This is a genomic window from Micromonospora sp. NPDC050276 (genome assembly GCF_044459545.1).
In the GTDB taxonomy this organism is placed as follows: Bacteria; Actinomycetota; Actinomycetes; order Mycobacteriales; family Micromonosporaceae; genus Micromonospora.
Genome location: NZ_JBITJA010000002.1, coordinates 489,794 through 515,729 on the forward strand (window position 1 = coordinate 489,794; position 25,936 = coordinate 515,729).

The window sequence follows — 25,936 nt, forward strand, 5'->3', positions numbered from 1 at the left end:
GTGTGCTCCCCGGCACATGGGCCAGCGACCCATACTCCGTACCAAAGCTGTGTGGCTCCGCCGCACCCGTGGGGTGCGGGGCGTGTCCCGTGGGGCCGGTGGGAAGGACGGCAGTTAGGGTGTCGAACACACGTACTGCTGAGGGTTGGGGAGGGGGCGGCGTGCGCGTGCTCGGTGTGGACCCGGGGTTGACCCGGTGCGGGGTGGGCGTGGTCGAGGGTGTGCCCGGCCGGCCCTGCACCCTGGTCGCGTACTACGTGGTCTACACCGACCCGGCCGACGACCTGGCGCTGCGCCTGTTGCACCTGGACCGGTCGCTGACCGAGTTAATCGCCGAGCACCAACCGGAGAGCGTCGCCGTCGAGCGGGTGTTCAGCCAGCACAACGTGCGTACGGTGATGGGCACCGCGCAGGCCAGCGGTATCGCCGTACTGGCCGGGGCGCGCGCCGGGCTGCCGGTGCAGACGTACACGCCGAGCGAGGTGAAGGCGGCGGTGACCGGGTCCGGTCAGGCCGACAAGGCGCAGATGACGGCGATGGTGACCCGGCTGCTGCGGTTGGCCGAGCCGCCGAAGCCGGCCGACGCCGCCGACGCGCTGGCCCTGGCCATCTGCCACGTGTGGCGTGGTGGGACCCGCTCCAAGCTGGCCGCTGCGGCCGACCGGGCACGACGAGGAGGAGCACGATGATCGCCAGCGTGCGCGGCACGGTGACCGCGACGGGTCCGGACCAGGCGGTGATCGAGGTCGGCGGGGTCGGGCTCGCCGTGCACTGCGCCCCGGGGACCCTCGCGGAGCTGCGGGTGGGCCAGGTCGCCCGGCTCGCCACCAGCCTGATCGTGCGGGAAGATTCGCTGACCCTCTACGGCTTCGTCGACGACGACGCCAAGTCGCTGTTCGAGCTGCTCCAGACCGCCAGCGGGGTCGGCCCGCGACTGGCCCAGGCGGTGCTGGCCGTGCACACGCCGGACGCGGTCCGCAAGGCCATCGCCAATGCCGACACGGCCGCGCTGACCCGCGTACCCGGGATCGGTAAGAAGGGTGCGGAACGTCTGGTGCTGGAGCTACGCGACCGGATCGGCCCGGTGCCGATCGGCGCCGACGGTGTGGCCGGGGTGACCCGCGGCAGCTGGCCCGACCAGGTCCGGCAGGCACTGGTCGGGCTGGGCTGGACGGCCGGCCAGGCTGATCAGGCGGTGGCTGCGGTGGCGGAGTCGATCGACGGCGAGACCCCGCCGGTGCCGGTCCTGCTCAAGCAGGCCATCCGACTGCTCGGTCGGACCCGATGATCGCACGGCCGCGACGGGGAGCCCCGCAGTCGCGAATGAAGGTGGCACGATGAGCGAGACCGAGGGGCTCGTCTCGGCGTACGTCAGCGACGCCGACCGGGACGCGGAGGCCACGGTGCGGCCGAGGCGGTTGGCCGAGTTCATCGCCCAGGACCGGGTACGCGACCAGCTCGACCTGTTGTTGCAGGGCGCCATGCGGCGGGGTTCGCCGCCGGATCATATCCTGCTCTCCGGCCCGCCCGGGTTGGGTAAGACGAGTCTGGCCAACATCGTCGCCGCGGAGTTGGGCGCGGGTATTCGGGTGACCAGCGGCCCGGCGATCGAGCGTTCCGGTGATCTGGCGGCGATCCTCACCAGCCTGGCCGAGGGTGATGTGCTCTTCATCGACGAGATCCACCGGATCGCGCGGCCGGCCGAGGAACTGTTGTACAGCGCCATGGAGGACTTCCGGGTCGACGTGGTGGTCGGCAAGGGGCCGGGGGCGACGGCGATCCCGCTGGACGTGGAGCCGTTCACCCTGGTCGGCGCGACGACCCGTTCGGGCCTGTTGACCGGGCCGATGCGGGACCGGTTCGGCTTCGTCGCGCACCTCGATTTCTACGCCCCGGCGGATCTGGAGACGCTGCTGCACCGTTCGGCGCGGATCCTGGGTGTGCCGATCACCCCCGAGGGCGCGACCGAGATCGCCGGTCGGTCCCGGGGCACACCGCGGATCGCCAACCGGCTGCTGCGCCGGGTCCGCGACTACGCCGAGGTCCGGGCCGACGGGGTGGTCGATCTCGACACCGCCCGTGCGGCCTTGATCGTGTACGACGTGGACGCGCTCGGCTTGGACCGGCTGGACCGTGCGGTGCTGACCGCGTTGGTCGACTCGTTCCGGGGCGGCCCGGTCGGGTTGTCCACCCTCGCCGTGGCGGTGGGGGAGCAGCCGGACACGGTCGAGGAGGTCTGCGAGCCGTTCCTGGTGCGAGCGGGTCTGTTGGCCCGTACGCCTCGGGGTCGGGTGGCCACCGAGGCCGCCTGGCGGCATCTGGGACGCACTCCACCGAATGGTACATTTGGTGTAGATGGTCCGCCTGTGCCCGATCTGTTCTCCTTGGATACCGATCAGCCGTGATGTGAACGTGATCTGTGCCGCATTCGGTGTTCTCAGGTGCAGGGTTTAGACTTCGCCGCGGTCTGTACAGGACGTGAGAATCCGCCTCCGCTCCGGCACCCACGGTGCCGGGCAGGTGGCCAATGGGAAGGTCAGTAACCGTGCATTACGCAGCAGCGGGTGGCGGGGCCGGCGGTTTCACGCCGATCCTGATGATCGCCCTGCTCTTCGGTGTCATGTACTTCATGATGATCCGGCCCCAGCAGAAGCGCCGCCGCGAGGCGGAGGCGATGCAGTCCAACCTTGGTCCCGGCGACGAGGTCGTGACCATCGGTGGGCTCTACGGCACGGTCACCGGCATCGAGGACGACACCGTCCTGATCGAGGTCGCACCGGGCGTGCAGACCCGCTACGCCCGTCCGGCCATCGCGCGGGTGGTCACCCGCGCGGAGCTGCCGAGCGAGCCGGTCACCGAGGACGCGGACACCGCCAAGGACTGACCCCTCCCCTCGGGAGCGGCGAGTCCGGCGTACGGCCGGTCGACCGGCTTCCGGGTCGTCGCGCCCGACGGGGCAGCGGGCGAGACGTGAAAACTGGATAGTTGGGTCGACGCCGGGCGTCGGCACGTTCCCGTGACCGTCGGCGTTCCGCGCCGGGTGCCCGGTCCTCGTGTCGGCACCTTGTCGGCTCAAGGCAGACCCGTCGGGCGGGACCCCCGGCCCGACACCGCCGCCGCTGCGACAGCGGCGCGACCGTACAGGGAGACAGGACAGCCGTGGCACCACCTCAGGGACAGATGCGCCCCGGGCGGCAGCTCGCCGTGCTCGGGTTCATCTTCGTGGTCCTCTATCTTTTGGTGTTCTTCGCCGGCGCCAGCGGCGGCTGGAAGGACCGGCTCGAGCCCAAGCTCGGCCTGGACCTGATCGGCGGCACGCGGGTGACGCTGGAGGCCACCAACTCCGTCGATGGCAAGCCGCCGACGGCGGAGAACCTCGAGGAGGCCCGGCAGATCATCGAGAGCCGGGTCAACGCGTCTGGCGTGGCCGAGGCCGAGGTGGTCACCGAGGGCAACCGCAACATCGTCATCTCCCTGCCCGGTGAGAACCGGAACCTCGACGACGTGGGCGAAGCGGCCGAGCTGCGGTTCCGCAAGGTGCTCAAGGCGGCCTCCGGCAGCGGGGTGGCCGAGGCGCCGCCCGCCGCCACGCCGGCCCCGTCCGATAGCGCCGCCCCGACCGGCGGCGCGACCCCGACCGGCAGCGCGACCCCGACCCCGACGGGCAGCGCCTCCCCGAAGGTGACGTCGTCGCCCAGCGGCGGTCAGGGCGGGATGGCTCCCGCGTCGCCCAGCGCCACGCCGACCCCGTCCGCCACGGCCTCGCCGAGCGCCGCCGCGCCGACCGCCAGCGCCGAGCCGGTGCCGGCCAGCGTGGAGGAGCAGCGCAAGGCCGTCGAGCAGAAGGTCGGCGCCGCCGCCTGGCAGGCCGCCAACGGGCTGCAGGCCCCGGCCGACCTGACCGCCGACCCGTCGCTGGCCGACAAGCTCAAGCCGTTCGGCACGCTGTCTCCGCAGGAGGTCGCGGTGCTGCCGGCGCAGATGCAGTTCAACGTGCCGACGATCGGCTGCGCGCAGCTCGACAAGCGCCCGCCCGCGTCGATCTCGGACCCGAAGCAGCAGGTCGTCGCCTGCGAGGACGGCGCTTCGAAGTACCTGCTCGACCAGGCCAAGGTGCTGGGCACCGACGTGTCCGACGCCGACGCGGTGCTCGACCAGACCAACGCCTGGGTGGTCAGCCTGGACTTCACCGGCGACGGCCAGGGCAAGTGGACCTCGCTGACCCGTGAGGCGTTCAACAACGAGGGCCAGGCCTGCGACGCGACCGCGCTGGGCCAGGACGGCAAGTGCCGGGTGGCCGTCGTGCTGGACAACAAGATCGTCTCCTCGCCGGAGATCCAGGGTGTGCTGACCGGCAACTCGCAGATCACCGGCACCTTCACCCAGAAGGACGCCAGCACCCTGGCCGGTCAGCTGCGCTACGGCGCGCTGCCGGTGACCTTCGAGCAGCAGGAGGCGCAGAACGTCACCGCCACGCTGGGTGCCAGCCACCTGCGCGCCGGTCTGCTCGCGGCCGGGATCGGCATGCTGCTGGTCATCATCTACGCGTTCTTCTACTACCGGCTGCTCGGCTCGGTGATCTTCCTGAGCCTCATCCTCTCCGCGCTGCTGGTCTTCGGCGCGCTGGTGGTGCTCGGCCGGCAGATCGGCTTCACGCTCACCCTCGCCGGCATCGCCGGCATGATCGTCTCGCTTGGTGTGGCGGCGGACTCGTTCGTCATCTACTTCGAACGGTTGAAGGACGAGATCCGGGAGGGGCGCAGCCCGCGTAGCGCGGTGCCACGCGCCTGGATCCGGGCCCGTCGGACGATCATCTCGGCCAACGCGATCACCCTGCTCTCCGCGGTGGTGCTCTACGTGGTCTCGGTCGGCACGGTCAAGGGCTTCGCCTTCGCCCTGGGCCTGGCCACCGTGCTGGACCTGGTGGTGGTCTTCCTCTTCCGGCACCCGATCATGACGATGTTCGCCCGAACCCGGGCGTTCCTGTCCCCGCGGGTCAGCGGTCTGGGCCGGGCACTGCCGGCCCGCAACCAGCCGACTCAGCCCCGCAACCCGCGCGCCAAGGAGGCCTGAGATGGCTGAAAACGGTCTGGCGAGCCGCCTCTACAACGGCGAGGCCGGTCTCAACATCGTCGGCCGGCGCAAGCTGTGGTTCAGCGTCGCCGGGGTCCTGGTCCTGATCGCGATCCTGAGCTTCTCGATCCGCGGCTTCAGCCTCGGCATCGAGTTCGCCGGCGGTAACTCGTTCCAGGTGCCGGCCAGCGTCGGCACCCTGAGCGACGCCGAGCGGGAGGTCAACTCGGCCCTCGCCGCTGAGAACACCGGCGTCGAGGTGGTCACCGCGCAGAAGATCGGCGGCCCGGGCGGCGACTCCTACGAGCTGCGCACGCCGCAGCTCAACGCCGAGCAGGCCACCGCGGTCAAGGCCCAGATCGCCGAGGACCTCGGCATCAACGCCGACCAGATCAGCAGCAACCAGGTCAGTGAGGCGTGGGGCAGCCAGGTCACCGAGCGGGCCGTGCTCGGTCTGATTATCTTCATCGCGCTGGTGATGGTCTACCTGATCCTGCGCTTCGAGTGGCGGATGGCCGTGGCCGCGGTCGCCTCGCTGATCACGAACCTGATCCTCACCGCCGGCATCTACTCGCTGGTCGGCTTCGAGGTCACCCCGTCGACGATCATCGGCTTCCTCACCATCCTGGGCTTCGCGCTCTACGACGTGGTGGTGGTCTTCGACAAGGTCCAGGAGAACACCCGGGGCATCACCGCCAACAACAACCAGACCTACGGCGAGGCGGCCAACCTGGCCGTCAACCAGAGCCTGATGCGGTCGTTGAACACCTCCATCGTCGCGCTGCTGCCGGTCGGTGGTCTGCTCTTCATCGGTGCCGGCCTGCTCGGCGCGGGCACCCTGAAGGACCTCGGTCTGGTGCTGTTCGTCGGTATGGCGGTGGCGTTCCTGACCTCCATCCTGGTGGCCACCCCGCTGCTGGCGCTGCTGAAGAACTACGACCCGCGGATCCAGGCGCACAACAAGCGCGTCCTGACCCGTCGGGGTGCGATCGCCCGGGGCGAGGTCACCGGTAAGGGTGCCGCGAGCCCGGCTCGGGCCGACGCGACCGACGAGCCGGTCGACCAGGACGCCGCCGCGCTGGCCGGTGCCGCCCCCAAGGTGGGCGCCCGGCCGGCCGGCAAGCGGCCGACCGGTGCCCGGGGCGGTCGCCCGGGCGGCGGCGGTAACCGGCCCGGTGGCGCCAAGCGGCGCTGACCCGCCCGGAAACACCCGAACGGCGTCCGGCATGCTGTTGCCGGACGCCGTTCGTCGTCGAAGGAGAGCGAAACAGCCGTGACGGAGACCCACAGCACCGCAGCGCGCGGGGACAGTGGCCCGGAGGCCGCCCGACTGGTCGCCAGCCGGGTGCTGGACGTGCCCGACTTTCCCAAGCCCGGCGTCCTGTTCAAGGACCTGATGCCACTCTTCGCCGACGGCAAGGTCTTCCGTGAGGTGATCGACGGGATCGTCGCGTACCACGGGCGGGACTCGTTCGACGTGGTGGTCGGCATCGAGGCGCGCGGGTTCGTCGTCGCGGCCGCCATCGCGTACGCGACCGGGGTGGGCGTGGTGCCGGTACGCAAGGCCGGCAAGCTGCCCCGCCCGGCGCACTCGGTCTCCTACGCGCTGGAGTACGGCGAGGCCACCCTCGAAGTGCACGAGGACGCCTTCACCGCCGGGCACCGGGTGCTGGTGGTCGACGACGTACTGGCCACCGGCGGCACCGCCGAGGCGACGCTGGACCTGGTCGAGCGGGCCGGCGGGACGGTCAGCGGCTTCACCGTGCTGCTGGAGCTCGGCTTCCTGGGTGGGCGGGAGCGGCTGGCACCGCGTCCCGTCCACGCCCTACTGACCGTTTGAGCCGGTCGACGGTGTGTTGACCGTTTGATCCCGGATCCGTCGGATGGACCCGGCGCCGACCGTCCGGCGGAGCGGCAGGGGACCGTCCGTGCGGGTAGCATTGCCCTTTGCTGACGCCGGCGGTACCCCGTCCGGCGGGCGAGACCAGGTCGGCCGATCTTCGGCCGGCGTGTTTCCGGCGAGCGGTGAGGAGGCCGGTGTCCCACGATGTCGTCCCTCCGGCGGAGGGCACGGTGCACCCGACAGGCGACGCTGACGGCTCGGTGACTGACCGGACAGGCGACGCGCCGGCCCGGGTGACGGGCACCGGCAACGGCTCCGGCAGGGCTTCCGGCGAGAGCGCGGTGCGTCCGACCAGCGGCCCGCCGAGCGCCGAGGCGTCCCCCGGCGCCGATGGCGTCGTGGTGCCGTTCCCGACCGACGCCAGCGGCGACGCGTCGCCCAGCGGTGGCTTCGGGCTGTCCAACGCGCCCACCGGCCGGCGGGTCCGGGCCCGGCTGGCCCGGTTCAACGCGCCCTGGCAGACCTCCCAGGTCAGCGAGGTGCTGGAGCCGCTCATCGCCAGCCACCGGGACAACCACCCCAAGGCGGACGCCCGGCTGCTCCAGCGCGCCTTCGACACGGCCGCGCGGTGGCACTCCGGGCAGTACCGCAAGTCCGGTGACCCCTACATCACCCACCCGCTCGCGGTCGCCACGATCCTCGGCAACCTGGGAATGGACACCACCACCCTGGTCGCCGCGCTGCTGCACGACACCATCGAGGACACCGAGTACACCCTCGACCAGATGCGGGCCGACTTCGGCGGTGAGGTCGCCCTGCTGGTCGACGGCGTCACCAAGCTCGACAAGGTCAAGCTGGGCGACGCGGCCAAGGCCGAGACGATCCGCAAGATGGTCGTGGCGATGGCCAAGGACCCGCGGGTGCTGGTGATCAAGCTGGCCGACCGACTGCACAACATGCGCACCCTGACCTTCCTGCCCCGCCCCAAGCAGGAGCAGAAGGCCAAGGAGACGCTGGAGATCCTGGCGCCGCTGGCGCACCGGCTCGGTATGAACACGATCAAGTGGGAGCTGGAGGATCTGTCCTTCGGCACGCTGTTCCCGAAGCGGTACGAGGAGATCAACCGGCTGATCGGGGAGCACCAGCCGCAGCGCGAGGCGCTGCTGCGGCAGGTGACGCAGAAGGTGCAGACCGACCTGAAGGCCGCCAAGATCAAGGCGGAAACCACCGGGCGGCCGAAGCACCTCTACTCGATCTACCAGAAGATGATCGTGCGGGGTCGCGACTTCAACGACATCTACGACCTGGTGGGCGTGCGCATCCTGGTCGACACGGTGCGGGACTGCTACGCGGCGTTGGGTGTGATCCACGCCAACTGGCAGCCGGTGCCGGGTCGCTTCAAGGACTACATCGCGATGCCCAAGTTCAACATGTACCAGTCGTTGCACACGACGGTCATCGGGCCCACCGGCAAGCCGGTGGAGATGCAGATCCGCACGTACGCGATGCACCGCACCGCGGAGTTCGGCATCGCCGCGCACTGGAAGTACAAGGAGCACAAGGGCACCCAGATCGTCGGCCCGCCCGCGCACATCGACGAGATGACCTGGCTGCGGCAGTTGCTCGACTGGCAGCGTGAGGCGGCCGACCCGAGCGAGTTCCTGGACGCGCTGCGCTTCGACCTGTCCAGCCAGGAGGTGTACGTCTTCACCCCGAAGGGCGACGTCATCCCGCTGCCGACCGGGTCGACGCCTGTCGACTTCGCGTACGCGGTACACACCGAGGTGGGGCACAAGTGCATCGGGGCGCGGGTCAACGGCAAGCTGGTGCCGCTGGAGTCGACGCTGTCCAACGGCGACGTGATCGAGATCTTCACGTCGAAGTCGGAGACGGCCGGCCCGACTCAGGACTGGTTGGGCTTCGTCAAGAGCCCACGCGCCCGGACGAAGATCCGGCAGTACTTCAACAAGGAGCGGCGCGAGGAGGCGATCGAGGCCGGCAAGGACGCGATCGTCAAGGCGATGCGCAAGCAGGGCATGCCGTTGCAGCGGATGCTCACCTCCGACGCGCTGATGTCGATCGCCCGCGACCTGCACCTGGCCGACGTGGCCTCGCTCTACGCGGCGGTCGGTGACAGTCAGGTCTCCGCGCAGTCGGTGGTGCAGAAGCTGATGGCCGCGTACGGCGGCGAGGAGGGCGCGGCGGAGGACATCGCCGAGACCGCCGTCGCCACCCGGCCTCCGCGCAGCCGGCAGAGCAGCAGCGACCCGGGCGTGGTGGTCCGCGGCGTCAGCGACGTCTGGATCAAGCTGGCCCGCTGCTGCACCCCGGTCCCACCGGACTCGGTGTTCGGCTTCGTCACCCGCTCCGGCGGGGTGAGCGTGCACCGCGACGACTGCGCCAACGCCGAGGACCTGCGCGCGCAGAGCGAGCGGGTCGTCGAGGTGAGCTGGAAGCTCACCTCCGCCTCGACGTTCCTGGTCGCCATCCAGGTCGAGGCGTTGGACCGGCACAAGCTGCTGGCCGATGTCACCCGGGTGCTCTCCGACGAGCGGGTCAACATCCTCTCCGCCACCGTCACCACCACCCGCGACCGGGTGGCGGTGAGCCGGTTCAGCTTCGAGATGGCCGACCCGAAGCACCTGGGCCACCTGCTGGCCACGGTTCGCAAGGTGGACGGCGTCTTCGACGCCTACCGGGTCACCTCGGGCGCCTGACGCCCGCCCGGCCACCCTCGGTGGCCGACGGGTACCCCGAGAACACGACAGCGCCCGCCGGCTCAGCCGGCGGGCGCGTGGTCGTCTGCGCGAGTGTCAGCTCTGCGGCGCGCTCATCGTGAGGTCCTTGATGATGACCTCCTTCTTCGGGTGGCCACCGCCGGCCTGCTGGGCGAACGCCCCGTCGTCGCCGGCCTTGGCCACGTCCTTGACCAGGTCCATGCCGCCGGTGATGGTGCCCAGCACGGTGTACGCCGGGTCCAGCGGGGAGTCGCCGTAGACGATGAAGAACTGGCTGCCGGTGCTCCCCGGATCCTGGGATTTGGCCATCGCGATGACACCCTCCGGGTACGGCGGGCGCTTGTCGGTGGGCAGGTTCTCCTCGGCCATGCGGTAGCTCGGGCCGCCCTGGCCGTCGGTGTCCCGCCAGCCGTTGCCGGTGGCGCTGGGGTCACCGCACTGCAACACCTTGATGCCCTCGGTCACCAGGCGGTGGCACTTGGTGTTGTCGAAGAAGTTCTTCTCCGCGAGGTAGGTGAAGCTGCCCGCCGTGCACGGCACCAGCGACCGGTCGACCTTGGCGGTGATCGGGCCGAGGTTGGTGTCGATCGTCATGGTCTGGATGCCCTTTGCCGACTGCTGGTTGCTCGGCACCCCCACGTCCTTGATCTGCGGGGGCCGCTGGTCCGTGGGCAGCGCGTTGTACGCGCACTCGGCCGCGCCTGCCGCCGGCGCGGCGGTGTCGCCCTTGTCGTCGTCGCCGCCGAGGGACACCGCCAGCCAGACGGTGCCGGCGACCACGAGCACCAGCGCGGCAGCCGCGCTGACGATCGCCGTCGTCTGCCGGCGCTTACGGGCCTTGGCCGCGCGCTCGGCCATCTCCTTCTCGAGCCGGGCGCGTGCCGCCGCGCGCTGCCGCTCTCTGGTGGACGTCACGCCTGGATCCTCCTGGCTGTCTGCTGCTGGGTGCCGCTTGGGTGGGTGGTGGCGCCCGGTCAGCCGGCGCTCGGGCTGCTGGCCGGAGTGCCGGAGGCCGAGGGAGCCGGTGCCGCACCGGTGACCGGCTCACCGACCGTGAGGCTCTGGATCGTCACGTCGGTGCTGGGCTTGACCTTGGCCCCGGTCCCATTGTCCACGGTCGGGAGGGCGCCGATCTTCTCCACCACGTCGAGCCCGCCGGTCACCCGGCCGATCACCGGGTACTTCGGGTCGGCGGTGGTGAAGTCCTTGAAGAAGATCAGGAACTGGCTGCCGTTGCTGCCCGGCGGGTTGGAGACCATCGCGACGGTGCCCTTCGGGTACGTCGGCGGTTGGTCGGGGGCCGGGCTGGCCGACGGTGACGCCGACGGCACGGTCGGCAGCTCCTCGTCGTAGAACGAGTAGGTCGGCCCACCGAGACCGGTGCCGCTGGGGTCGCCGCAGTGCAGCGCGCCCTCGGTGGTGATCTCGTGGCACTTGGTGTTGTCGTAGAACGACCGACTGGCCAGGTGCGCGATGCTCGCCGCCGCGCACGGGGAGTTGGTCAGGTTCAGCTCCGCGGTGATCGGCGCGCCCTGGTTGGTGGTCACGGTCATCGCCCGGGTGCCCTCGGTGGGCAGATCCTTGGTGGCCGGCGTGCCGACGTCCTTGAGGTTGGTGTTGGCCGTCGCGTCCTGCGGGGTCCAGAGGCAGGTGTCCGCCGCGGCCGTGTTCTGCTTCGGGTCGGAGTCGAACGCCCCGAGCGCCCAGGCCGAGCCGGCCACGACCAACACGAGGATCAGAGCGGCGCCGACCCCGGCCTGAATCTGCCGACGGCGCCGCGTAGCGGCGGCCCGGCGAGCCAACTGCCGGTCGAGCTTGGCCCGCGCCAGTTTGCGCTGCCGGTCCCTGCTGGAAGCCACCCGTGCTCCCCTTTCCTCTACCTGGTCGACGCCGGCGGCCGGTCGCCCCGGCCCGTCCGGGCGTCGCGTGTGCCGCGCCACACGCCCGCCAGAGTGTACGGCTAGTGACTGGGAATGTGGTGTACGAGGTCCACCCCATCCCGAGCAGCGTTTATCGGACGTTGTCACTGTGCCGTACGGGGCGCGAGGGACGGACGCGGCAAACTCGCTCGGCCCGCCCGATAGGCTGCTGTGCAGGACGACAGCTGCTCGACGGAAAGGACAGCGCGCGTGCTCGTGGCCGGCTTTCCCGCGGACGCCTTCGGCACCAACTGCTACGTGGTCGCCACCGCGCCGGGGGAGCAGTGCGTGGTGGTCGACCCCGGCATCGGGGTGCTCGACCAGCTCGACGCGCTGCTCGCCGAGCACCACCTGCATCCGGCCGCCGTGCTGCTCACCCACGGCCACCTCGACCACACCTTCTCGGTCGCGCCGGTCTGCGGCGCACGCGGCATCACCGCGTACGTGCACCCCGGCGACCGGGAGATGCTGGCCGACCCGGCCAGGGGCCTGTCGACCGATCTGACGTCGCTCTTCGGCGGCCGGCTGAGCTACACCGAGCCCGAGGACGTGGCGGAGTTGACCGACGGCGCCACCCTCACCCTCGCCGGCCTGGAGATCGCCGTCGACCACGCCCCGGGCCATACCGGCGGGTCGGTGCTGTTCCGGCTGCCGGGCGCCGGGTCGAGCTGGGAGGCGGACGAGCTGTGCCTCTCCGGCGACGTCCTCTTCGCCGGTTCGATCGGCCGCACCGACCTGCCGGGCGGGAGCATGCCGGCCATGCTCACCAGCCTGCGCGACAAGATCCTTCCGCTGGCCGACGACACCGTCGTGCTGCCCGGCCACGGCCCCAGCACCACCATCGGCCGCGAGCGCGCCAGCAACCCGTACCTCATCGAGGTGGCCGGCACGTCGCCGGCCGCGCCCACCCGGGGCCTCTAGATCTTTCGTCCGCGCCGCGCGCGGACCCACGACACCACCGCGCCGCGGGCGCGGAATCGCAAGGAGTACGCCGATGAGCAAGCCCACGCCCCTCTCCGGCTTCCCGGAGTGGACCCCCGGCCAGCGGATGATCGAGCAGTTCGTGCTCGACAAGATCCGGGCCACCTTCGAGCTGTACGGCTTCGCGCCGCTGGAGACCCGCGCCGTCGAGCCGCTGGATCAGTTGCTGCGCAAGGGCGAGACCTCGAAGGAGGTCTACGTGATCCGGCGGCTGCACGCCGACGCCGAGGGTGCCGGCACGGACGACCAGCTCGGCCTGCACTTCGACCTCACCGTGCCGTTCGCCCGCTACGTGCTGGAGAACGCCGGCAAGCTGAACTTCCCGTTCCGCCGCTACCAGATCCAGAAGGTGTGGCGGGGCGAGCGGCCGCAGGAGGGCCGCTACCGGGAGTTCGTCCAGGCCGACATCGACATCGTCGACCGGGACACCCTGGCGCCGCACCACGAGGCGGAGATGCCCCTCGTCATCGGGGACGCGCTGCGCTCGTTGCCGATCCCGCCGGTGACCATCCAGGTCAACAACCGCAAGATCAGTGAGGGCTTCTACCGGGGCATCGGGCTGACCGACCCGGAGGCGACGCTGCGCGCCGTGGACAAGCTCGACAAGATCGGCCCGGCGAAGGTGGCCGAGCTGCTGGCCCAGACCGCCGGGGCGAGCGAGGCGCAGGCCAAGGCGTGCCTGGCGCTGGCCGAGATCTCCGCCCCGGACGCCTCGTTCGCCGACGCCGTCCGGGCGCTCGGCGTGAGTGACCCGCTGCTCGACGACGGCATCGAGGAGCTGGTTCGGGTGGTGGAGACCGCCGCCGAGCACTCGCCCGGCCTCTGCGTGGCGGACCTGCGCATCGCCCGTGGGCTGGATTACTACACCGGCACCGTCTACGAGACCCAGCTGCGCGGCTACGAGCGGTTCGGCTCGATCTGCTCCGGCGGTCGGTACGACAACCTGGCCACCGCCGGCACCGTCTCGTACCCCGGGGTGGGGATCTCCATCGGGGTGACCCGGCTGCTCGGGCTGCTCTTCGGCGCGGGGGAGCTGTCGGTCTCCCGTTCGGTGCCCACCGCCGTGCTCGTGGCGGTGACCAGCGAGGAGGGACGTACCGCCAGCAACCGGGTGGCCGAGGCGCTGCGGCGGCGCGGTATCGCCACCGAGGTCTCGCCGAGCGCGGCGAAGTTCGGCAAGCAGATCCGGTACGCCGAGCGGCGCGGCATCCCGTACGTCTGGTTCCCCGGTGTCGAGGGGGCGCCGGACGAGGTGAAGGACATCCGCTCCGGTGAGCAGGTCACGGCCGGTGCGCAGGAGTGGACGCCACCGGTGCAGGACCTCAAGCCGACGGTCGGTTGAGTGTCCCCACTGGCGCTAACGGCCGCGGGGACCTACGGTAGCGTAAGTTACGCCACCGTAGGGAGTTTCTCGTGACCGTCAGCACCACACTGAGTCAGACCGCACTGCTCGTCGAGTTGGAGCCGGTGGTTGCGCGCAACCTCGACCGGCACCTCTCGCTCGCCAAGGAGTGGTTCCCGCACGAGTACGTGCCGTGGAGCGAGGGGCGTACCTTCGACGGGCCGCTCGGCGGCGAGGCGTGGTCGCCGACCGACTCCACCATCCCGGATGTGGCCCGCACCGCGCTGATCGTGAACCTGCTGACCGAGGACAACCTGCCCTCGTACCACCACGAGATCGCCACCCTGTTCGGCCGCGACGGCGCGTGGGGCACCTGGGTGCACCGGTGGACTGCCGAGGAGGGGCGGCACGGTGTCGCGATCCGCGACTACCTGACCGTCACCCGGGCGGTCGACCCGGTGGCGTTGGAGCGGGCCCGGATGACGCACATGTCGGAGGGCTACACCAACGCCCACGGCGACGAGGTGCTGCACTCGCTGGCGTACGTCTCGTTCCAGGAGCTGGCCACCCGGATCTCGCACCGCAACACCGGCAAGGCCACCGGCGACCCCGCCTGCGAGGCGCTGCTGGCCCGGGTGGCCGCCGACGAGAACCTGCACATGGTCTTCTACCGCAATCTGCTCGCGGCCGCGTTCGAGCTGGCGCCGAGCCAGGCCATGCGGGCCGTCGCCGACGTGGTGGCCGACTTCCAGATGCCCGGCAACGGCATCGAGGGCTTCGCCCGCAAGTCGGTGGCGATCGCCCTGGCCGGCATCTACGACCTGCGGCAGCACCGCGACGATGTCCTCCAGCCGGTGCTGCGTCAGTGGGACGTCTTCAACGTGACCGGCCTCGACGCCGACGGCGAAGCCGCCCGCGAGCAGCTCGCCGCGCAGCTGGACAACCTGGACCGCGCCGCCAGCCGCTTCGAAGAAAAGCGCGACGCCCGAGCCGCCCGCCTCTCCCGCTAACACCCCCCACCCCCCACCCCACCCCCGACCCCTCAGGCCGTTGATCATGAAGTTATTGCCACTCGCGTCGGCGTGTCGGGGCAATAACTTCATGATCAACCCAGCCGGGTGCGGGGCGGGGCCCCCGGGGTCTGGGGGGTCTGTTAGGGGAGGGGGAGGAGGAGGCAGGTGCTGGTGGCGTGGGCTATCAGGCGGGCGGTGGCGTCGGTGATGCGGGCCTCGGCCAGGGCCGTGCGGCGGCCGCGTTGCAGCACCGTGCCCTCGCAGCGCAGGGTGCCGCTGTCGACGGTCACCGGGCGGAGGAACTTCACGTTGAGGTCCAGCGAGGTGTAGCCGACCCCGGCGGGCAGGGTGGTGTGTACGGCGCATCCGGCGGCGGTGTCCAGCAGTGTGGAGAGCACGCCACCGTGGACACTGCCGAGCGGGTTGTAGTGGAACTCCTGCGGCGTCAGCTCGACGACGACCCGACCCTCGTCGGCTTCCATCCGGGTCATGTCGAGAAGGTGCATCACCGGCGGCGCGGCCAGTTCGCCGGCGATCATCGCCCGGAGCATGTCGAGGCCACTGCGTCGACCGACCTGGGCGGCGTTGACCGAGGGGTCCGCCCAGGTGAAGGTACGGCTGCGCGCCGGTTCCTGCGTCTGCGTCATGGACGCAGCCTGGCAGCACGTTGCTGAGTCTGTCAATGAGACCTAGCCTGGGCCGATGAGACCTGCGGCACTGGACTGGTCAGTGGAGAACTGCACCATCGCGCGAGCGATGGCGATCCTCGGCGAGCGCTGGACCCTGGTGGTGCTCCGCGAGGTGTTCACCGGCGTACGCCGCTTCGACGACATGCGCGTGCGCACCGGCATTCCGCGTCAGGTGCTGACCAACCGCCTCGCCGACCTGGTGGAGCAGGGCGTGCTGAGCCGCGAGCCGTACCGGGAGCCCGGCAGCCGACTGCGCCACGAGTACCGGCTGACGGAGAAGGGCTTCGACCTGTGGCCGGTGCTGGTCGCGGTGCTCGGATGGGGCGACCGGTACCTCGCCGACGCCGAGGGTCCTCCGCTCAGTGTCACGCACCGTGACTGTGGCGCCGAGGTGCGCGCCGAGCTGCGCTGCGCCGACGGGCACGACGTAACTCGTTCCCGCGACGTGGTTCCCGCCCCGGGTCCCGGCGCGCGTCGCCGTACCCCCTGATGCGGCGCCCGTCGCACCCGCTGGCGCGACGCCCCCCGTAGCTCCCTCGCGGACGGCGCCCGTCGTCGTGCCCGCACGCGCTGCCCCGCGCGGCAGGCGCATCGATGGCCGTGCTCGCGCAAGCTGGATTGGGCGCGTCGGCCGGTGTGACGGTGGCTGTTCGCCAGCGTGTCGGGGGTGTTGCGGCCGTATGGCCGGCCAAGATCGGCAAATTCGGGCGAATCCAAGCCTTGTTAATGATCTTAAGTATGTGAATACTTCAGTCTCACCCGGCCAGTTTCCCCAGATCGGCCGGGTTGCCCTCGGGTCAGCCGCCCCCGGCGAGACCCGCTCCCCCGCCCAGGAGGTTGTTACATGCGACCCACGAGGTCCTCACTCCGCGTCACGGCTACAGTGGCCGTGTCCGGAGCCCTGGTCGTCGGCTCGCTCATCGGCGCGCCCGCCCAGGCCGCTCCCGCCGCGTCGCCCGATACCGCCGCCGCGCTCTCCGCGGAACTCGGCGACCGGTCCGCCGGCTCGTACATCGACGCCAGCGGCAGGTCCGTCGTCACGGTGACCGACGCGGCCGCCGCCAGCAAGGCGAGCAAGGCCGGCGCCGTCGTCCGCTACGTCACCCGCGGTGCCGCCGAGCTCAACCGGGCCACGGCCGACCTGGAGCGCTCCGCCAAGATCCCGGGCACCGCCTGGTGGAGCGACCCGGTCACCAACCAGGTCGTCGTCTCCGTCGACAGCACCGTCACCGGGGCGAAGCTGGAGCGGGTCAAGGCGGCCGCCGCGCGGGCCAACGGCGCGGTCCGGGTCGAGGCCGAGGCCGGCGTGCTGAGCACCCGGATCTCCGGCGGCCAGGCCATCTACGCCGGTGGGGGCGGGCGCTGCTCGCTCGGCTTCAACGTGCGCAGCGGCAGCACCTACTACTTCCTGACCGCCGGGCACTGCACCAACATCTCGTCGAGCTGGTACTCGAACTCGGGTCAGACCGCGCTGCTCGGCACCCGTGCCGGCACCAGCTTCCCGGGCAACGACTACGGCATCGTGCGGCACAACAACTCGGCCAACGCCGCCGGCAACGTCTACCTCTACAACGGCAGCTACCGGGACATCACCGGCGCCGGTAACGCCTCCGTCGGCCAGGCGGTGCAGCGTTCCGGCAGCACCACCGGGCTGCGCAGCGGTTCGGTGACCGCGACCAACGCCACGGTGAACTACGCCGAGGGCTCGGTCTCCGGCCTGATCCGCACCAACGTCTGCGCCGAGCCGGGCGACAGCGGCGGCTCGCTCTTCGCCGGCGGCACCGCCCTGGGTCTGACCTCCGGTGGTAGCGGCAACTGCCGCACCGGTGGCACGACCTTCTTCCAGCCGGTCACCGAGGCGCTGAGCGTTTACGGCGTCAGCGTCTTCTGATCCACGCACCGCTCGCGGGCCGCCGGAACACTCCGGCGGCCCGTGTCGCGTTGGCGGCGACCGAAATCCGTCGACCGCGGCGGTGGTCGGCCGGGGCCGGACGACCTCGGCCACCGCTTGGCGGCCCGCACGGAGGCGTCACCCGCGCGGGCGGCGCGACGACTCAGGGCAACCGGTCGGGTCGCCCGGGAGCCGGCCCGTCGGGTGGTCCGAGCGGGTCCGGGGGTACCACGCCGAGGCTCGGCAGGTCCGGGCCGACGCGTACGGTGCCGCCGGCCGACCAGGCGAGGTGCGCCCGCCGGGCGGAGAGGACCGCCAGCAGTGGCCAGAGCGAGACCGCGACCGCCGTCACCCGCTCGGCCAGCCCGGTGCGGGACCCGCTGGTCACCTCGAACGCGCACCAGCCGAAGAGGGCGAGCAGCACCGCCGTGGCACTGAGCCCCACCGCTCGACGGAACGCCCAGGGCGGCTCCGGTCGGCGGGGGTGTGCGGGGTCGTGACCGCGCGGAAGCCACAGCGCCGAGCCGGCCGGCCAGAGCACCAGGGCGAGGACGGCCACCGTCGCCGCGATGCCGTGGCTGAGCGAGCCACCGACCGGCGGCCGGGGAAAGGCCACCAGCGCGATGGTGGCCACGCCACCGATCGCCAGCAGGAACCGGCTGGGCAGCCCGGCCGCGTGCAGGACCGCGGCGACCGACAGGTAGCAACAGCCGAGCAGGACCAGGGCCACCACCATGATCCACGCGTCGGTGGCGTCCTGCCCGGCCAGCTCGCTGATGGTGTCCCGGACCGGGTCGTACCCGATGGGCTGTCGGGCCTCCGCCACCGTCCAACCGGTCACCAGCAGCACGGGCGCGGCTGCCGCCGGGACGACGGCCCAGTTCGGTACGGCGCGCATTTCGCCACGTTAACCGGCACGGCTACCGGGCGAGTCGGGTTCGCCGGTCCACCCCACCAGCGAATCGGGCCGGCCTGCCGGGTGCCCGGAGGCGGGGCGGCCACCCCTGACAGAATGCCGGTGAGGACTGTTCCACGATGAGGAGTTGCCAGCCGTGATCCGTACCCACAATGCCGGAAGCCTGCGCGCCGCGGACGCCGGCTCGACGGTGACGCTCGCCGGCTGGGTGGCCCGCCGCCGCGACCACGGCGGGGTCATCTTCGTCGACCTGCGCGACGGTTCCGGTGTTGTCCAGGTGGTGTTCCGCGAGGAAGACGCGCACGCGCTGCGCAACGAGTTCTGCGTGAAGGTCGTCGGCGAGGTCACCCGCCGACCGGCCGGCAACGAGAACCCGGAGCTGCCCACCGGTGAGGTCGAGGTGACCGCCGCCGAGCTGGAGGTGCTCTCCGAGGCCGCGCCGCTGCCGCTGCCGGTGGACGACCAGATCGAGGCCGGCGACGACATCCGGCTCCGGTACCGCTACCTGGACCTGCGCCGCAGCGGCCCGGCGAACGCGCTGCGGCTGCGGTCGCGCGCCAACCAGCTGGCCCGGGGTGTGCTGCACGAGCGGGACTTCCTGGAGATCGAGACGCCGACGCTGACCCGCTCGACCCCGGAGGGCGCCCGCGACTTCCTGGTGCCGGTGCGACTGCAGCCCGGCAGCTGGTACGCGCTGCCGCAGTCGCCGCAGCTGTTCAAGCAGCTGCTGATGGTCGGCGGCATGGAGCGGTATTACCAGATCGCCCGCTGCTACCGCGACGAGGACTTCCGCGCCGACCGGCAGCCGGAGTTCACCCAGCTCGACATCGAGATGTCGTTCGTCACCGAGGACGACGTGATCGACCTCGGCGAGGCGATCGTCTCGGCGCTGTGGAAGGACCTGGCCGGGCACGAGATCAGCCGACCGATCCCGCGGATCACCTGGCACGACGCGATGGCCCGGTACGGCTCCGACAAGCCCGACCTGCGCTACGGCGTCGAGTTGACCGAGCTGACCGACTATCTGCGTGGCACCGAGTTCCGGGTGTTCGCCGGGGCGATCGACGCGGGTGGGTACGTCGGCGCGGTGGTGATGCCGGGCGGTGCGGCGCAGAGCCGCAAGGAGTTGGACGGCTGGCAGGACTGGGCGAAGGCGCGTGGCGCGCGCGGTCTGGCGTACGTGGTGCTGGACGCCGAGACCGGCGAGGCGCGTGGCCCGGTGGCGAAGAACCTCTCCGCCGAGCACCTGGGCGGGCTCGCCGACGCGGTCGGCGCCAAGCCGGGTGACGCGGTCTTCTTCGCCGCGAGCGCTACCACGCGGGAGGCGCAGGAGCTGCTCGGCGCGGCTCGCGTCGAGATTGCCAAGCGGTCCGGCCTGATCGACGAGAGCGCCTGGGCGTTCTGCTGGGTGGTCGACGCGCCGATGTTCGAGCCGGCCTCCGACCAGGAGAACGGCACGGCGGGTGGCTGGACGGCCGTGCACCACCCGTTCACCTCGCCGAACGCCGAGTGGGTCGACCGGTTCGAGGAGGCTCCGGACCGGGCCCTGGCCTACGCGTACGACATCGTCTGCAACGGCAACGAGATCGGCGGCGGGTCGATCCGTATCCACCGGGGTGACGTGCAGAAGCGGGTCTTCGACCTGCTCGGCATCACGCCGGAGGAGGCGCAGGACAAGTTCGGCTTCCTGTTGGAGGCGTTCAAGTACGGTGCCCCGCCGCACGGCGGCATCGCCTTCGGCTGGGACCGGGTCTGCATGCTGCTCGCCGGTGCCGACTCGATCCGCGAGGTCATCGCGTTCCCGAAGACCCGAGGTGGCTTCGACCCGCTGACCAGCGCCCCCACCCCGATCACCGCCCAGCAGCGCACCGAGGCCGGCATCGACGCCAAGCCCAAGCCCGCCGCGACGGCCCACACCGGCACCGCCGGCCCGGCAGCCCCGGTAGCAGACCCGGTCTAACCTCCCGCCCCTTGCTTGGTTGATCAAGAGGTTTGCGTGATCATCGCCCCGCGAGATGACGCAAACCTCTTGATCAACAGCGCCCGACTGGTGCACGTGTCCAGCGACGCGCTGCACGCCGGCCGCCCGATGCCGTACGCCGACGACGAACCACCGACGCCGGTGCACGCCTACGGCGCGGCGAAGGCCGCGGCCGAGACCGCGGTACGGGCGGTCGACCCGGGCGCCGCGCTGGTGCGTACCTCCCTGATCGTGGGGGAGGGCAGCAAGCAGTTCCAGCTCTGCCGGGACGCGCTCGCCGGCCGAGCCACCCTGTTCAGCGACGAGTTGCGCTGCCCCATCGACGTCGGCGACCTGGCCGACGCCGTGCTGGAGCTGGTCGCCTCGCCGTACGCCGGTCTGCTCAACGTGGCCGGGCCCGAGGCCGTGAGTCGGGCGGAGCTGGGCCTGCTGGTCGCCGGGCGGGACGGCCTGGATCCGGCCGGGTTGAAGTCCACCACCAGCGCGGCCACCGGTCTGGTCCGACCGGTGGACGTGCGCCTGGACTCCACCCGCGCCGCCGGCCTGCTGCGCACCCGGCTGCGCGGCGTCCGCGAAGTCCTCGCCCACTGAGTACGTCCACACTTCCTATGCATAACTCTTGTGCATAGGAAGTGTGCAGAGATAGTGTGCAGTCATGACGGAGGACGAAGCGACCCCGCGGCCCGCGCCGCGTGCGGTGCGGATCGACAAGCGGCAGGTCCGGGTGCTGGCGCACCCGCTGCGCATGCGACTGGTCGGCGCCCTGCGGGTGAAGGGGCCCGCCACCGCCACCGCCCTCGCCGAGATGCTCGGCACCAACACCGGCGCGACCAGCTACCACCTGCGCCAACTCGCCGGGGTCGGGCTGGTCATCGAGGATCCCGACCGGGGCAGCGGACGGCAGCGCTGGTGGCAGGCGGCACACGACGTCACCAACTGGGAGCCGAGCGACTTTGACGACGACCCGGACGCCCGGGCCGCCATCGAGTGGATTCAGGGCGACCAGGTGCGTCTCCTCGTCGACACCGCCGACCGCTGGTTCGCCACCCAGCACGAGTGGTCCCCCGCCTGGCGGGATGCCTTCGGGATGAGCGACATCTTCATGACCATCCCGCCGGCCCGGCTGGAGGAGCTCAAGACGGAGTTGTGGCAGGTGCTGGAGCGGTACCACCGCGAGGCCGACCCGGTCGACTCGGCCGACCCGCAGGCCCGCCCGGTGCAGGTCTTCATGGCGGCCTACCCGCTGCGGGAGGAGTACCAGTGAGCGCGCTGACCGTACGCCAGGTGCGGCGTCGCTACCTCACGCTCTACGGCCTGCGCTGGCTGCCCACCGGTCTGATGATCCCGGTGATGATCCTGCTGATGCAGGAGCGCGGCCTGTCGTTGCCGCAGATCGGCCTGGTCGGCACCGCGCAGGGGTTGTTGGTGCTGGCACTGGAGTTGCCCACCGGCGGCCTCGCCGACGCCCTCGGCCGCCGACCGGTGCTGCTCGCCGCCGGAGTGCTCAACCTCGCCTCGCTGGCGTTGTTCGCGGTGGCCGACTCGTTCGTGCTGTTCTTCGTGGTGTGGGCCCTCCAGGGCATCTACCGCGCGCTGGACAGCGGCCCGCTGGAGTCCTGGTACGTCGACGCCACCCTGGCCGCCGACCCGCAGGCCGAGTACGAGAAGGGCCTCGGCTACGCCGGCACCGTGATCGGCGGCGCCATCGGCGGAGGCGCGCTGCTCAGCGGCGGTCTCATCGCGCTCGGCCCGATCGGGCCGGTCACCGCGCTCACGGTGCCCGTGCTGGCCGCCATCGTCGCGCAAGCGGCGGCACTCGTCGCGCTGGTCGTGCTGCTGGTCGAGGAGCGGCCGGCCACCGGAGTCGCGGCCGTGCGGGCCTCGGTGGTCCAGGCGCCCCGCATGATCGGCCAGGCCGTCGGGCTGCTGCGCCGCTCCCGGGTGCTGCTGGCGTTGGTGGCGGTCGAGCTGTTCTGGGGGTTCGGCATGGTCACCTTCGAGTCGCTGCTGCCGGTACGGCTCGCCGAGGTGATCGGCAATCCGGAACGCGCCGCCGCGCTGCTCGGGCCGGCCAACTCGGCCGCCTGGCTCGCCTCGGCCACCGGAGCGGCGCTGACGCCCCTGCTGCTGCGCTGGTTCGGCGCCGCTCCGGGTGCGGCCCTGCTGCGCATTCTTCAGGGCGTGACGGTGGTCGGGATGGGGCTGTTCGCCGGGCCGGTCGGCGTGCTCGTGGCCTACCTGGCCTGCTACGCCGTGCACGGCGCGTCCAACCCGCTGCACAGCGGGCTGCTGCACCGTCAGGTCGACGGCCCGTATCGGACCAGCGTGCTCTCGCTGAACTCGATGATGGCGCAGCCGGCCGGTGCGCTCGGCGGGGTGGTGCTGACCGCGATCGCCGCAGCCGCCAGCGTCAGCACCGCGATGGTGGTCGGCGCGATCGTGCTGGCCGTCGCCGCCCCGCTCTACCTGCCCGCCTGGCTGGCCGGCCGTCGATCCGCTCCCGCCAGCGAGCCGATCGCGGTCCCGGTACCCGCCGCCGACCGTTAGGGAAGCCCTCTTGCCGGACCGGCCGACCGGCAGTCAGGCGAGGCGGATCGAGCTGAGCGGGAGAGTGTTGGTGAAGCCGAGCCGACGGTAGAGCCGCGCCGCACCGACGTTGAACGTGTAGACCCCGAGCCCCACGATGTCGTGGCGCGCCAGCAGCGCCCGGGTCATCCCGGCGGTCAGGGACGCGCCCAGCCCCCGCCCCCGTTGGTCGGGGGCGACGGTCAGGCCGGCGAGAAAGCCGATGTCACCCTGGCTGCGGTCCGCGCCGCAGGCCACCAACCGGTCGCCGTCGCGGATGCCGTACCAGTGCACCACCCGGGGGTCGCTCGGGCGGGAGGTGCTGTTGGGAAACGACTCGTCGATCAGCGCCTCCAGCGCCGGACGGTCGGCGGCAGTCAGGCGTACCACCCGCTGCTCGTCCGGTTGGGGCGGCGGCGACGTGTCGGTCCAGTGGAAGTCCCAGTCGTTGTGCTCGGCCACCGCCAGCCGGTCGAACAGCAGACCGCGATCGTGTCGAGGCAGGTGCAGGCGGTGCCCCGGGTTCAGCGTCCCGTCGGTGGCGAGCGCGACACAGATCTCCAGCGCCGGCTCGGCCGGACCGATCGCGCAGCCGGCCGGTCCGCGCTCGGGCGGCACCAACCACAGCACGGCGCCATCGCGCCGGTACCCACGTGCCGGCACGGCCCGCCCGAGCGCGTGCCGAGCGAACGGGTGGTGGCCGACGGCGGCCAGGATGGTGTCCCGGTCCTGCAACTCCTGGTCTTCGATGATCATGGGTCCAGCCTAGGAGCCGACGATGGGACGACCTCTCCGGGCCGCCGTGGGAGGGGCAAATCCACCGTGGAGATTGGCGAGCCGACCGATTGGGTACATAACGCGCCGACCTACTGGGAACCCCCACCGGAGGACCGACATGCTCGCCATTCTCGCGGCCATCGTCTTTGGCTTCGCCCTGCTGCTCGACCTGCTGAACACCGACTTCGGAGCACCGGACCTGTTCAACTGGAACACCCTCGTACTCATCGGGTTGCTCCTGCTCTCGCTCTACCTGGCCGGGGTGGGCAGCGGCCCGCGCGGCGGTGGCGGCGGCCGCTGGTACCGGGGCCGGCGTCCCGGGCGTGGCTGACCGGAACCGATCACCGGTGGCGGGCCCGCAGCGCGATTCCGGCGTCGTGGGCCCGGCCCGGTACTGTCTTCGTGATGGAGTCCGACGCCCTCTTCTCCCTCGGTGAACCCGCCGGGCCGCGCAGCGCGCCCGCCGGTCACACCGGCGTCGACGGCTTCACCGCGGTAGCCGACGATTCGCCCCTGCCCGTCCGGATGCGCCCGGTGACCCTCGACGAGTTGGTCGGGCAGGAGCACCTGCTCGCCCCCGGCGCACCCCTGCGGCAACTGGTCTCCGGCGGGGCACCGATGTCGGTGATCCTCTGGGGCCCGCCCGGCAGCGGCAAGACCACCATCGCGCACCTGGTGGCCGGGGCGACCGACCGCCGCTTCGTCGCCATGTCGGCACTCTCCGCCGGGGTGAAGGACGTCCGGGCGGTGATCGAGGCGGCCCGCCGCCAGCGCCGTTCGGGTGGCCCGCAGACCGTGCTCTTCATCGACGAGGTGCACCGGTTCAGCAAGACCCAACAGGATTCCCTGCTCGCCGCCGTCGAGGACCGCACGGTCACCCTGCTGGCGGCGACCACCGAGAACCCGTACTTCTCGATCATTTCACCGCTGCTGTCGCGGTGCGTGTTGCTCACCCTGCAACCGTTGGGTGACGAGGCGGTGCGGGGCCTGCTGCGCCGCGCGGTCGCCGACAAGCGTGGCCTGGACGGCGCGCTCACCCTGGCCGCCGACGCCGAGGACCACCTGGTCCGGCTGGCCGCCGGTGACGTCCGTAAGGCACTCACCGCGCTGGAGGCGGCGGCGGCCTCCGCCACGGCCCTGGGCAGCGGGCGGATCGACCTCGCCACCGCGGAGCAGGCGGTCGATGTGGCGGCGGTGCGCTACGACCGCGACGGTGACGCCCACTACGACGTGATTAGCGCCTTCATCAAGAGCATGCGCGGCTCGGACGTGGACGCGGCCGTGCACTGGCTGGCCCGCATGCTGGTCGCCGGTGAGGACGCCCGGTTCATCGCCCGTCGCCTGGTCATCTTCGCCAGCGAGGACGTGGGCATGGCCGACCCGACCGCGTTGAGCGTCGCCACCGCCGCCGCGCACGCGGTCGAGTACGTCGGGCTGCCCGAGGCACAGCTCAACCTCGCCCAAGCGGTGATCCACCTGGCCACCGCGCCCAAGTCGAACTCGGCCACCACCGCCATCGGCGCCGCGATCGCCGACGTCCGGGCCGGTCGTGGCGGCCCGGTCCCGCGAGGGCTGCGCGACGCGCACTACGCCGGTGCCCGGGGGTTGGGCCACGGGACCGGTTACCGCTACCCGCACGACGACCAGCGCGGCGTGGTCACCCAGCAGTACGTCCCGGACGACCTGGTGGGCACCGACTACTACCAGCCCAGCCCGCACGGCGCGGAGCGCTCGGTCGCCACCCGGCTGCCGCTGCTGCGCCGGATCGTGCGGGGTCTGCCGGCGCCGGCCGCCCGCCCGGAGACTCCGGCGTCCGAGCCATCCGTAACGACGCAGGCCGCGCCAGCGCTATCCCCGGGGGCCGACCGTCCGACGACGGGCACCGGTGCCCCCGGCACGATGCAGGACAGCGGCACCGACGCCGCAGGAGAGGGTCAACAGTGAGATCGCGTGGTGGGGACCGCCCGGACGAGGGCCCGGACGAGCGGCGCGATCCCCGCGCCAAGACCCGCCGTTGGGGTCGCGGCCGGGCGGCGGAGCCCGAGCCCGAGGAGCCGGTCGCCGGCGAGGAGTTCGGCTGGATCGACGACCTGCGCTCGGCCAAGCAGCAACGCACCGAGCTGGGCCCGGATGGCGCACCGGCAGAACCGAGCCGACCCCGCGGGGGCATGCCGCCAGCTGACCCCGCCGGGCCGCGTCCGGGTGCGC

At 71.6% G+C, this 25,936-nt stretch carries 22 protein-coding genes and 2 pseudogenes; 19 read left to right on the plus strand and 5 right to left on the minus strand.

Features of this window, described 5'->3' with window-relative positions; genetic code table 11:
* Positions 1 to 161 precede the first annotated feature (161 nt).
* The 8 genes from ruvC to ACIBF8_RS05490 all read left to right on the plus strand — a co-directional run bounded on the left by ruvC (position 162) and on the right by ACIBF8_RS05490 (position 9,633).
* Positions 162 to 689, plus strand: coding sequence for a crossover junction endodeoxyribonuclease RuvC (gene ruvC, locus ACIBF8_RS05455; protein WP_396781140.1), 528 nt, complete (start codon positions 162 to 164; stop codon positions 687 to 689).
* A complete protein-coding gene (ruvA, locus tag ACIBF8_RS05460; RefSeq protein WP_396781141.1) occupies positions 686 to 1,288 on the plus strand; it encodes a Holliday junction branch migration protein RuvA in 603 nt (200 codons plus the stop codon). The genes ruvC and ruvA overlap by 4 nt, the downstream gene beginning before the upstream one ends.
* 49 nt (positions 1,289 to 1,337) lie before the next feature.
* Complete coding sequence (ruvB, locus tag ACIBF8_RS05465) at positions 1,338 to 2,405, plus strand: Holliday junction branch migration DNA helicase RuvB (protein WP_396781142.1); 1,068 nt, start codon at positions 1,338 to 1,340, stop codon at positions 2,403 to 2,405.
* 122 nt (positions 2,406 to 2,527) lie between these two features.
* On the plus strand, positions 2,528 to 2,884 hold the full coding sequence (yajC, locus tag ACIBF8_RS05470) for a preprotein translocase subunit YajC (RefSeq protein WP_396781143.1): 357 nt from the start codon (positions 2,528 to 2,530) through the stop codon (positions 2,882 to 2,884).
* 275 nt (positions 2,885 to 3,159) lie between these two features.
* Positions 3,160 to 5,073, plus strand: a complete 1,914-nt coding sequence (gene secD / locus ACIBF8_RS05475) for a protein translocase subunit SecD (protein WP_396781144.1) — start codon at positions 3,160 to 3,162, stop codon at positions 5,071 to 5,073.
* A gap of 1 nt (position 5,074) precedes the next feature.
* Positions 5,075 to 6,268: a protein translocase subunit SecF gene (secF, locus tag ACIBF8_RS05480; protein WP_396781145.1), complete on the plus strand. Its 1,194-nt coding sequence runs from the start codon at positions 5,075 to 5,077 to the stop codon at positions 6,266 to 6,268.
* A 78-nt stretch (positions 6,269 to 6,346) separates the two neighbouring features.
* Entirely contained in the window at positions 6,347 to 6,913 is a 567-nt protein-coding gene (locus ACIBF8_RS05485; RefSeq protein ID WP_396781146.1) for an adenine phosphoribosyltransferase, read from the plus strand.
* A 197-nt stretch (positions 6,914 to 7,110) separates the two neighbouring features.
* Positions 7,111 to 9,633 (plus strand): RelA/SpoT family protein, encoded by a 2,523-nt coding sequence (locus ACIBF8_RS05490; protein ID WP_396781147.1) that lies wholly within the window; start codon positions 7,111 to 7,113, stop codon positions 9,631 to 9,633.
* Between the two features lie 96 nt (positions 9,634 to 9,729).
* Here the strand turns inward: ACIBF8_RS05490 and ACIBF8_RS05495 are convergent, their stop codons facing one another.
* Positions 9,730 to 10,569, minus strand: a complete 840-nt coding sequence (locus tag ACIBF8_RS05495) for a peptidylprolyl isomerase (protein ID WP_396781148.1) — start codon at positions 10,567 to 10,569, stop codon at positions 9,730 to 9,732.
* Between the two features lie 59 nt (positions 10,570 to 10,628).
* Complete coding sequence (locus ACIBF8_RS05500) at positions 10,629 to 11,513, minus strand: peptidylprolyl isomerase (protein ID WP_396781149.1); 885 nt, start codon at positions 11,511 to 11,513, stop codon at positions 10,629 to 10,631.
* Between the two features lie 270 nt (positions 11,514 to 11,783).
* Here ACIBF8_RS05500 and ACIBF8_RS05505 point away from each other — a divergent pair, with 270 nt between their 5' ends.
* From ACIBF8_RS05505 to ACIBF8_RS05515, 3 genes are all read left to right on the plus strand, one after another.
* Positions 11,784 to 12,494, plus strand: coding sequence for an MBL fold metallo-hydrolase (locus tag ACIBF8_RS05505; RefSeq protein ID WP_396781150.1), 711 nt, complete (start codon positions 11,784 to 11,786; stop codon positions 12,492 to 12,494).
* Positions 12,495 to 12,567: 73 nt separating this feature from the next.
* Positions 12,568 to 13,896, plus strand: a complete 1,329-nt coding sequence (gene hisS, locus ACIBF8_RS05510; protein ID WP_396781151.1) for a histidine--tRNA ligase — start codon at positions 12,568 to 12,570, stop codon at positions 13,894 to 13,896.
* A gap of 71 nt (positions 13,897 to 13,967) precedes the next feature.
* A complete protein-coding gene (locus ACIBF8_RS05515) occupies positions 13,968 to 14,906 on the plus strand; it encodes an acyl-ACP desaturase (RefSeq protein ID WP_396781153.1) in 939 nt (312 codons plus the stop codon).
* Positions 14,907 to 15,049: 143 nt separating this feature from the next.
* Here ACIBF8_RS05515 and ACIBF8_RS05520 read toward each other — a convergent pair whose 3' ends face one another.
* Positions 15,050 to 15,556 carry a PaaI family thioesterase gene (locus ACIBF8_RS05520; RefSeq protein WP_238659783.1) on the minus strand — a complete coding sequence of 169 codons (507 nt, stop codon included), beginning with the start codon at positions 15,554 to 15,556 and terminating at the stop codon, positions 15,050 to 15,052.
* A 55-nt stretch (positions 15,557 to 15,611) separates the two neighbouring features.
* Here ACIBF8_RS05520 and ACIBF8_RS05525 point away from each other — a divergent pair, with 55 nt between their 5' ends.
* Positions 15,612 to 16,088 carry a winged helix-turn-helix transcriptional regulator gene (locus ACIBF8_RS05525; protein ID WP_396781154.1) on the plus strand — a complete coding sequence of 159 codons (477 nt, stop codon included), beginning with the start codon at positions 15,612 to 15,614 and terminating at the stop codon, positions 16,086 to 16,088.
* A gap of 354 nt (positions 16,089 to 16,442) precedes the next feature.
* Entirely contained in the window at positions 16,443 to 17,489 is a 1,047-nt protein-coding gene (locus ACIBF8_RS05530; protein WP_396781155.1) for a S1 family peptidase, read from the plus strand.
* Between the two features lie 163 nt (positions 17,490 to 17,652).
* On the opposite strand, the gene ACIBF8_RS05535 is transcribed toward ACIBF8_RS05530, so the two are convergent.
* Complete coding sequence (locus ACIBF8_RS05535; protein WP_396781156.1) at positions 17,653 to 18,387, minus strand: DUF998 domain-containing protein; 735 nt, start codon at positions 18,385 to 18,387, stop codon at positions 17,653 to 17,655.
* Between the two features lie 154 nt (positions 18,388 to 18,541).
* Between ACIBF8_RS05535 and aspS the strand changes: the two genes are divergently transcribed.
* The 4 genes and pseudogenes from aspS to ACIBF8_RS05555 form a co-directional block, all read left to right on the plus strand.
* A complete protein-coding gene (gene aspS / locus ACIBF8_RS05540) occupies positions 18,542 to 20,365 on the plus strand; it encodes an aspartate--tRNA ligase (RefSeq protein WP_396781256.1) in 1,824 nt (607 codons plus the stop codon).
* 81 nt (positions 20,366 to 20,446) lie between these two features.
* Positions 20,447 to 20,977 (plus strand): annotated as a pseudogene (locus tag ACIBF8_RS05545) (sugar nucleotide-binding protein); the annotation flags it as partial.
* 64 nt (positions 20,978 to 21,041) lie between these two features.
* Positions 21,042 to 21,650, plus strand: coding sequence for a helix-turn-helix domain-containing protein (locus ACIBF8_RS05550; RefSeq protein ID WP_396781157.1), 609 nt, complete (start codon positions 21,042 to 21,044; stop codon positions 21,648 to 21,650).
* Positions 21,647 to 22,891, plus strand: a pseudogene (locus ACIBF8_RS05555) (MFS transporter); the annotation flags it as partial. The gene ACIBF8_RS05550 and the pseudogene ACIBF8_RS05555, both read left to right, overlap by 4 nt.
* Positions 22,892 to 22,966: 75 nt before the next feature.
* Here ACIBF8_RS05555 and ACIBF8_RS05560 read toward each other — a convergent pair.
* On the minus strand, positions 22,967 to 23,707 hold the full coding sequence (locus tag ACIBF8_RS05560) for a GNAT family N-acetyltransferase (protein WP_396781158.1): 741 nt from the start codon (positions 23,705 to 23,707) through the stop codon (positions 22,967 to 22,969).
* A 139-nt stretch (positions 23,708 to 23,846) separates the two neighbouring features.
* Here ACIBF8_RS05560 and ACIBF8_RS05565 point away from each other — a divergent pair, with 139 nt between their 5' ends.
* Entirely contained in the window at positions 23,847 to 24,059 is a 213-nt protein-coding gene (locus ACIBF8_RS05565; RefSeq protein WP_007458297.1) for a hypothetical protein, read from the plus strand.
* Positions 24,060 to 24,133: 74 nt separating this feature from the next.
* A complete protein-coding gene (locus ACIBF8_RS05570) occupies positions 24,134 to 25,672 on the plus strand; it encodes a replication-associated recombination protein A (protein ID WP_396781159.1) in 1,539 nt (512 codons plus the stop codon).
* Positions 25,673 to 25,936: the final 264 nt, after the last annotated feature.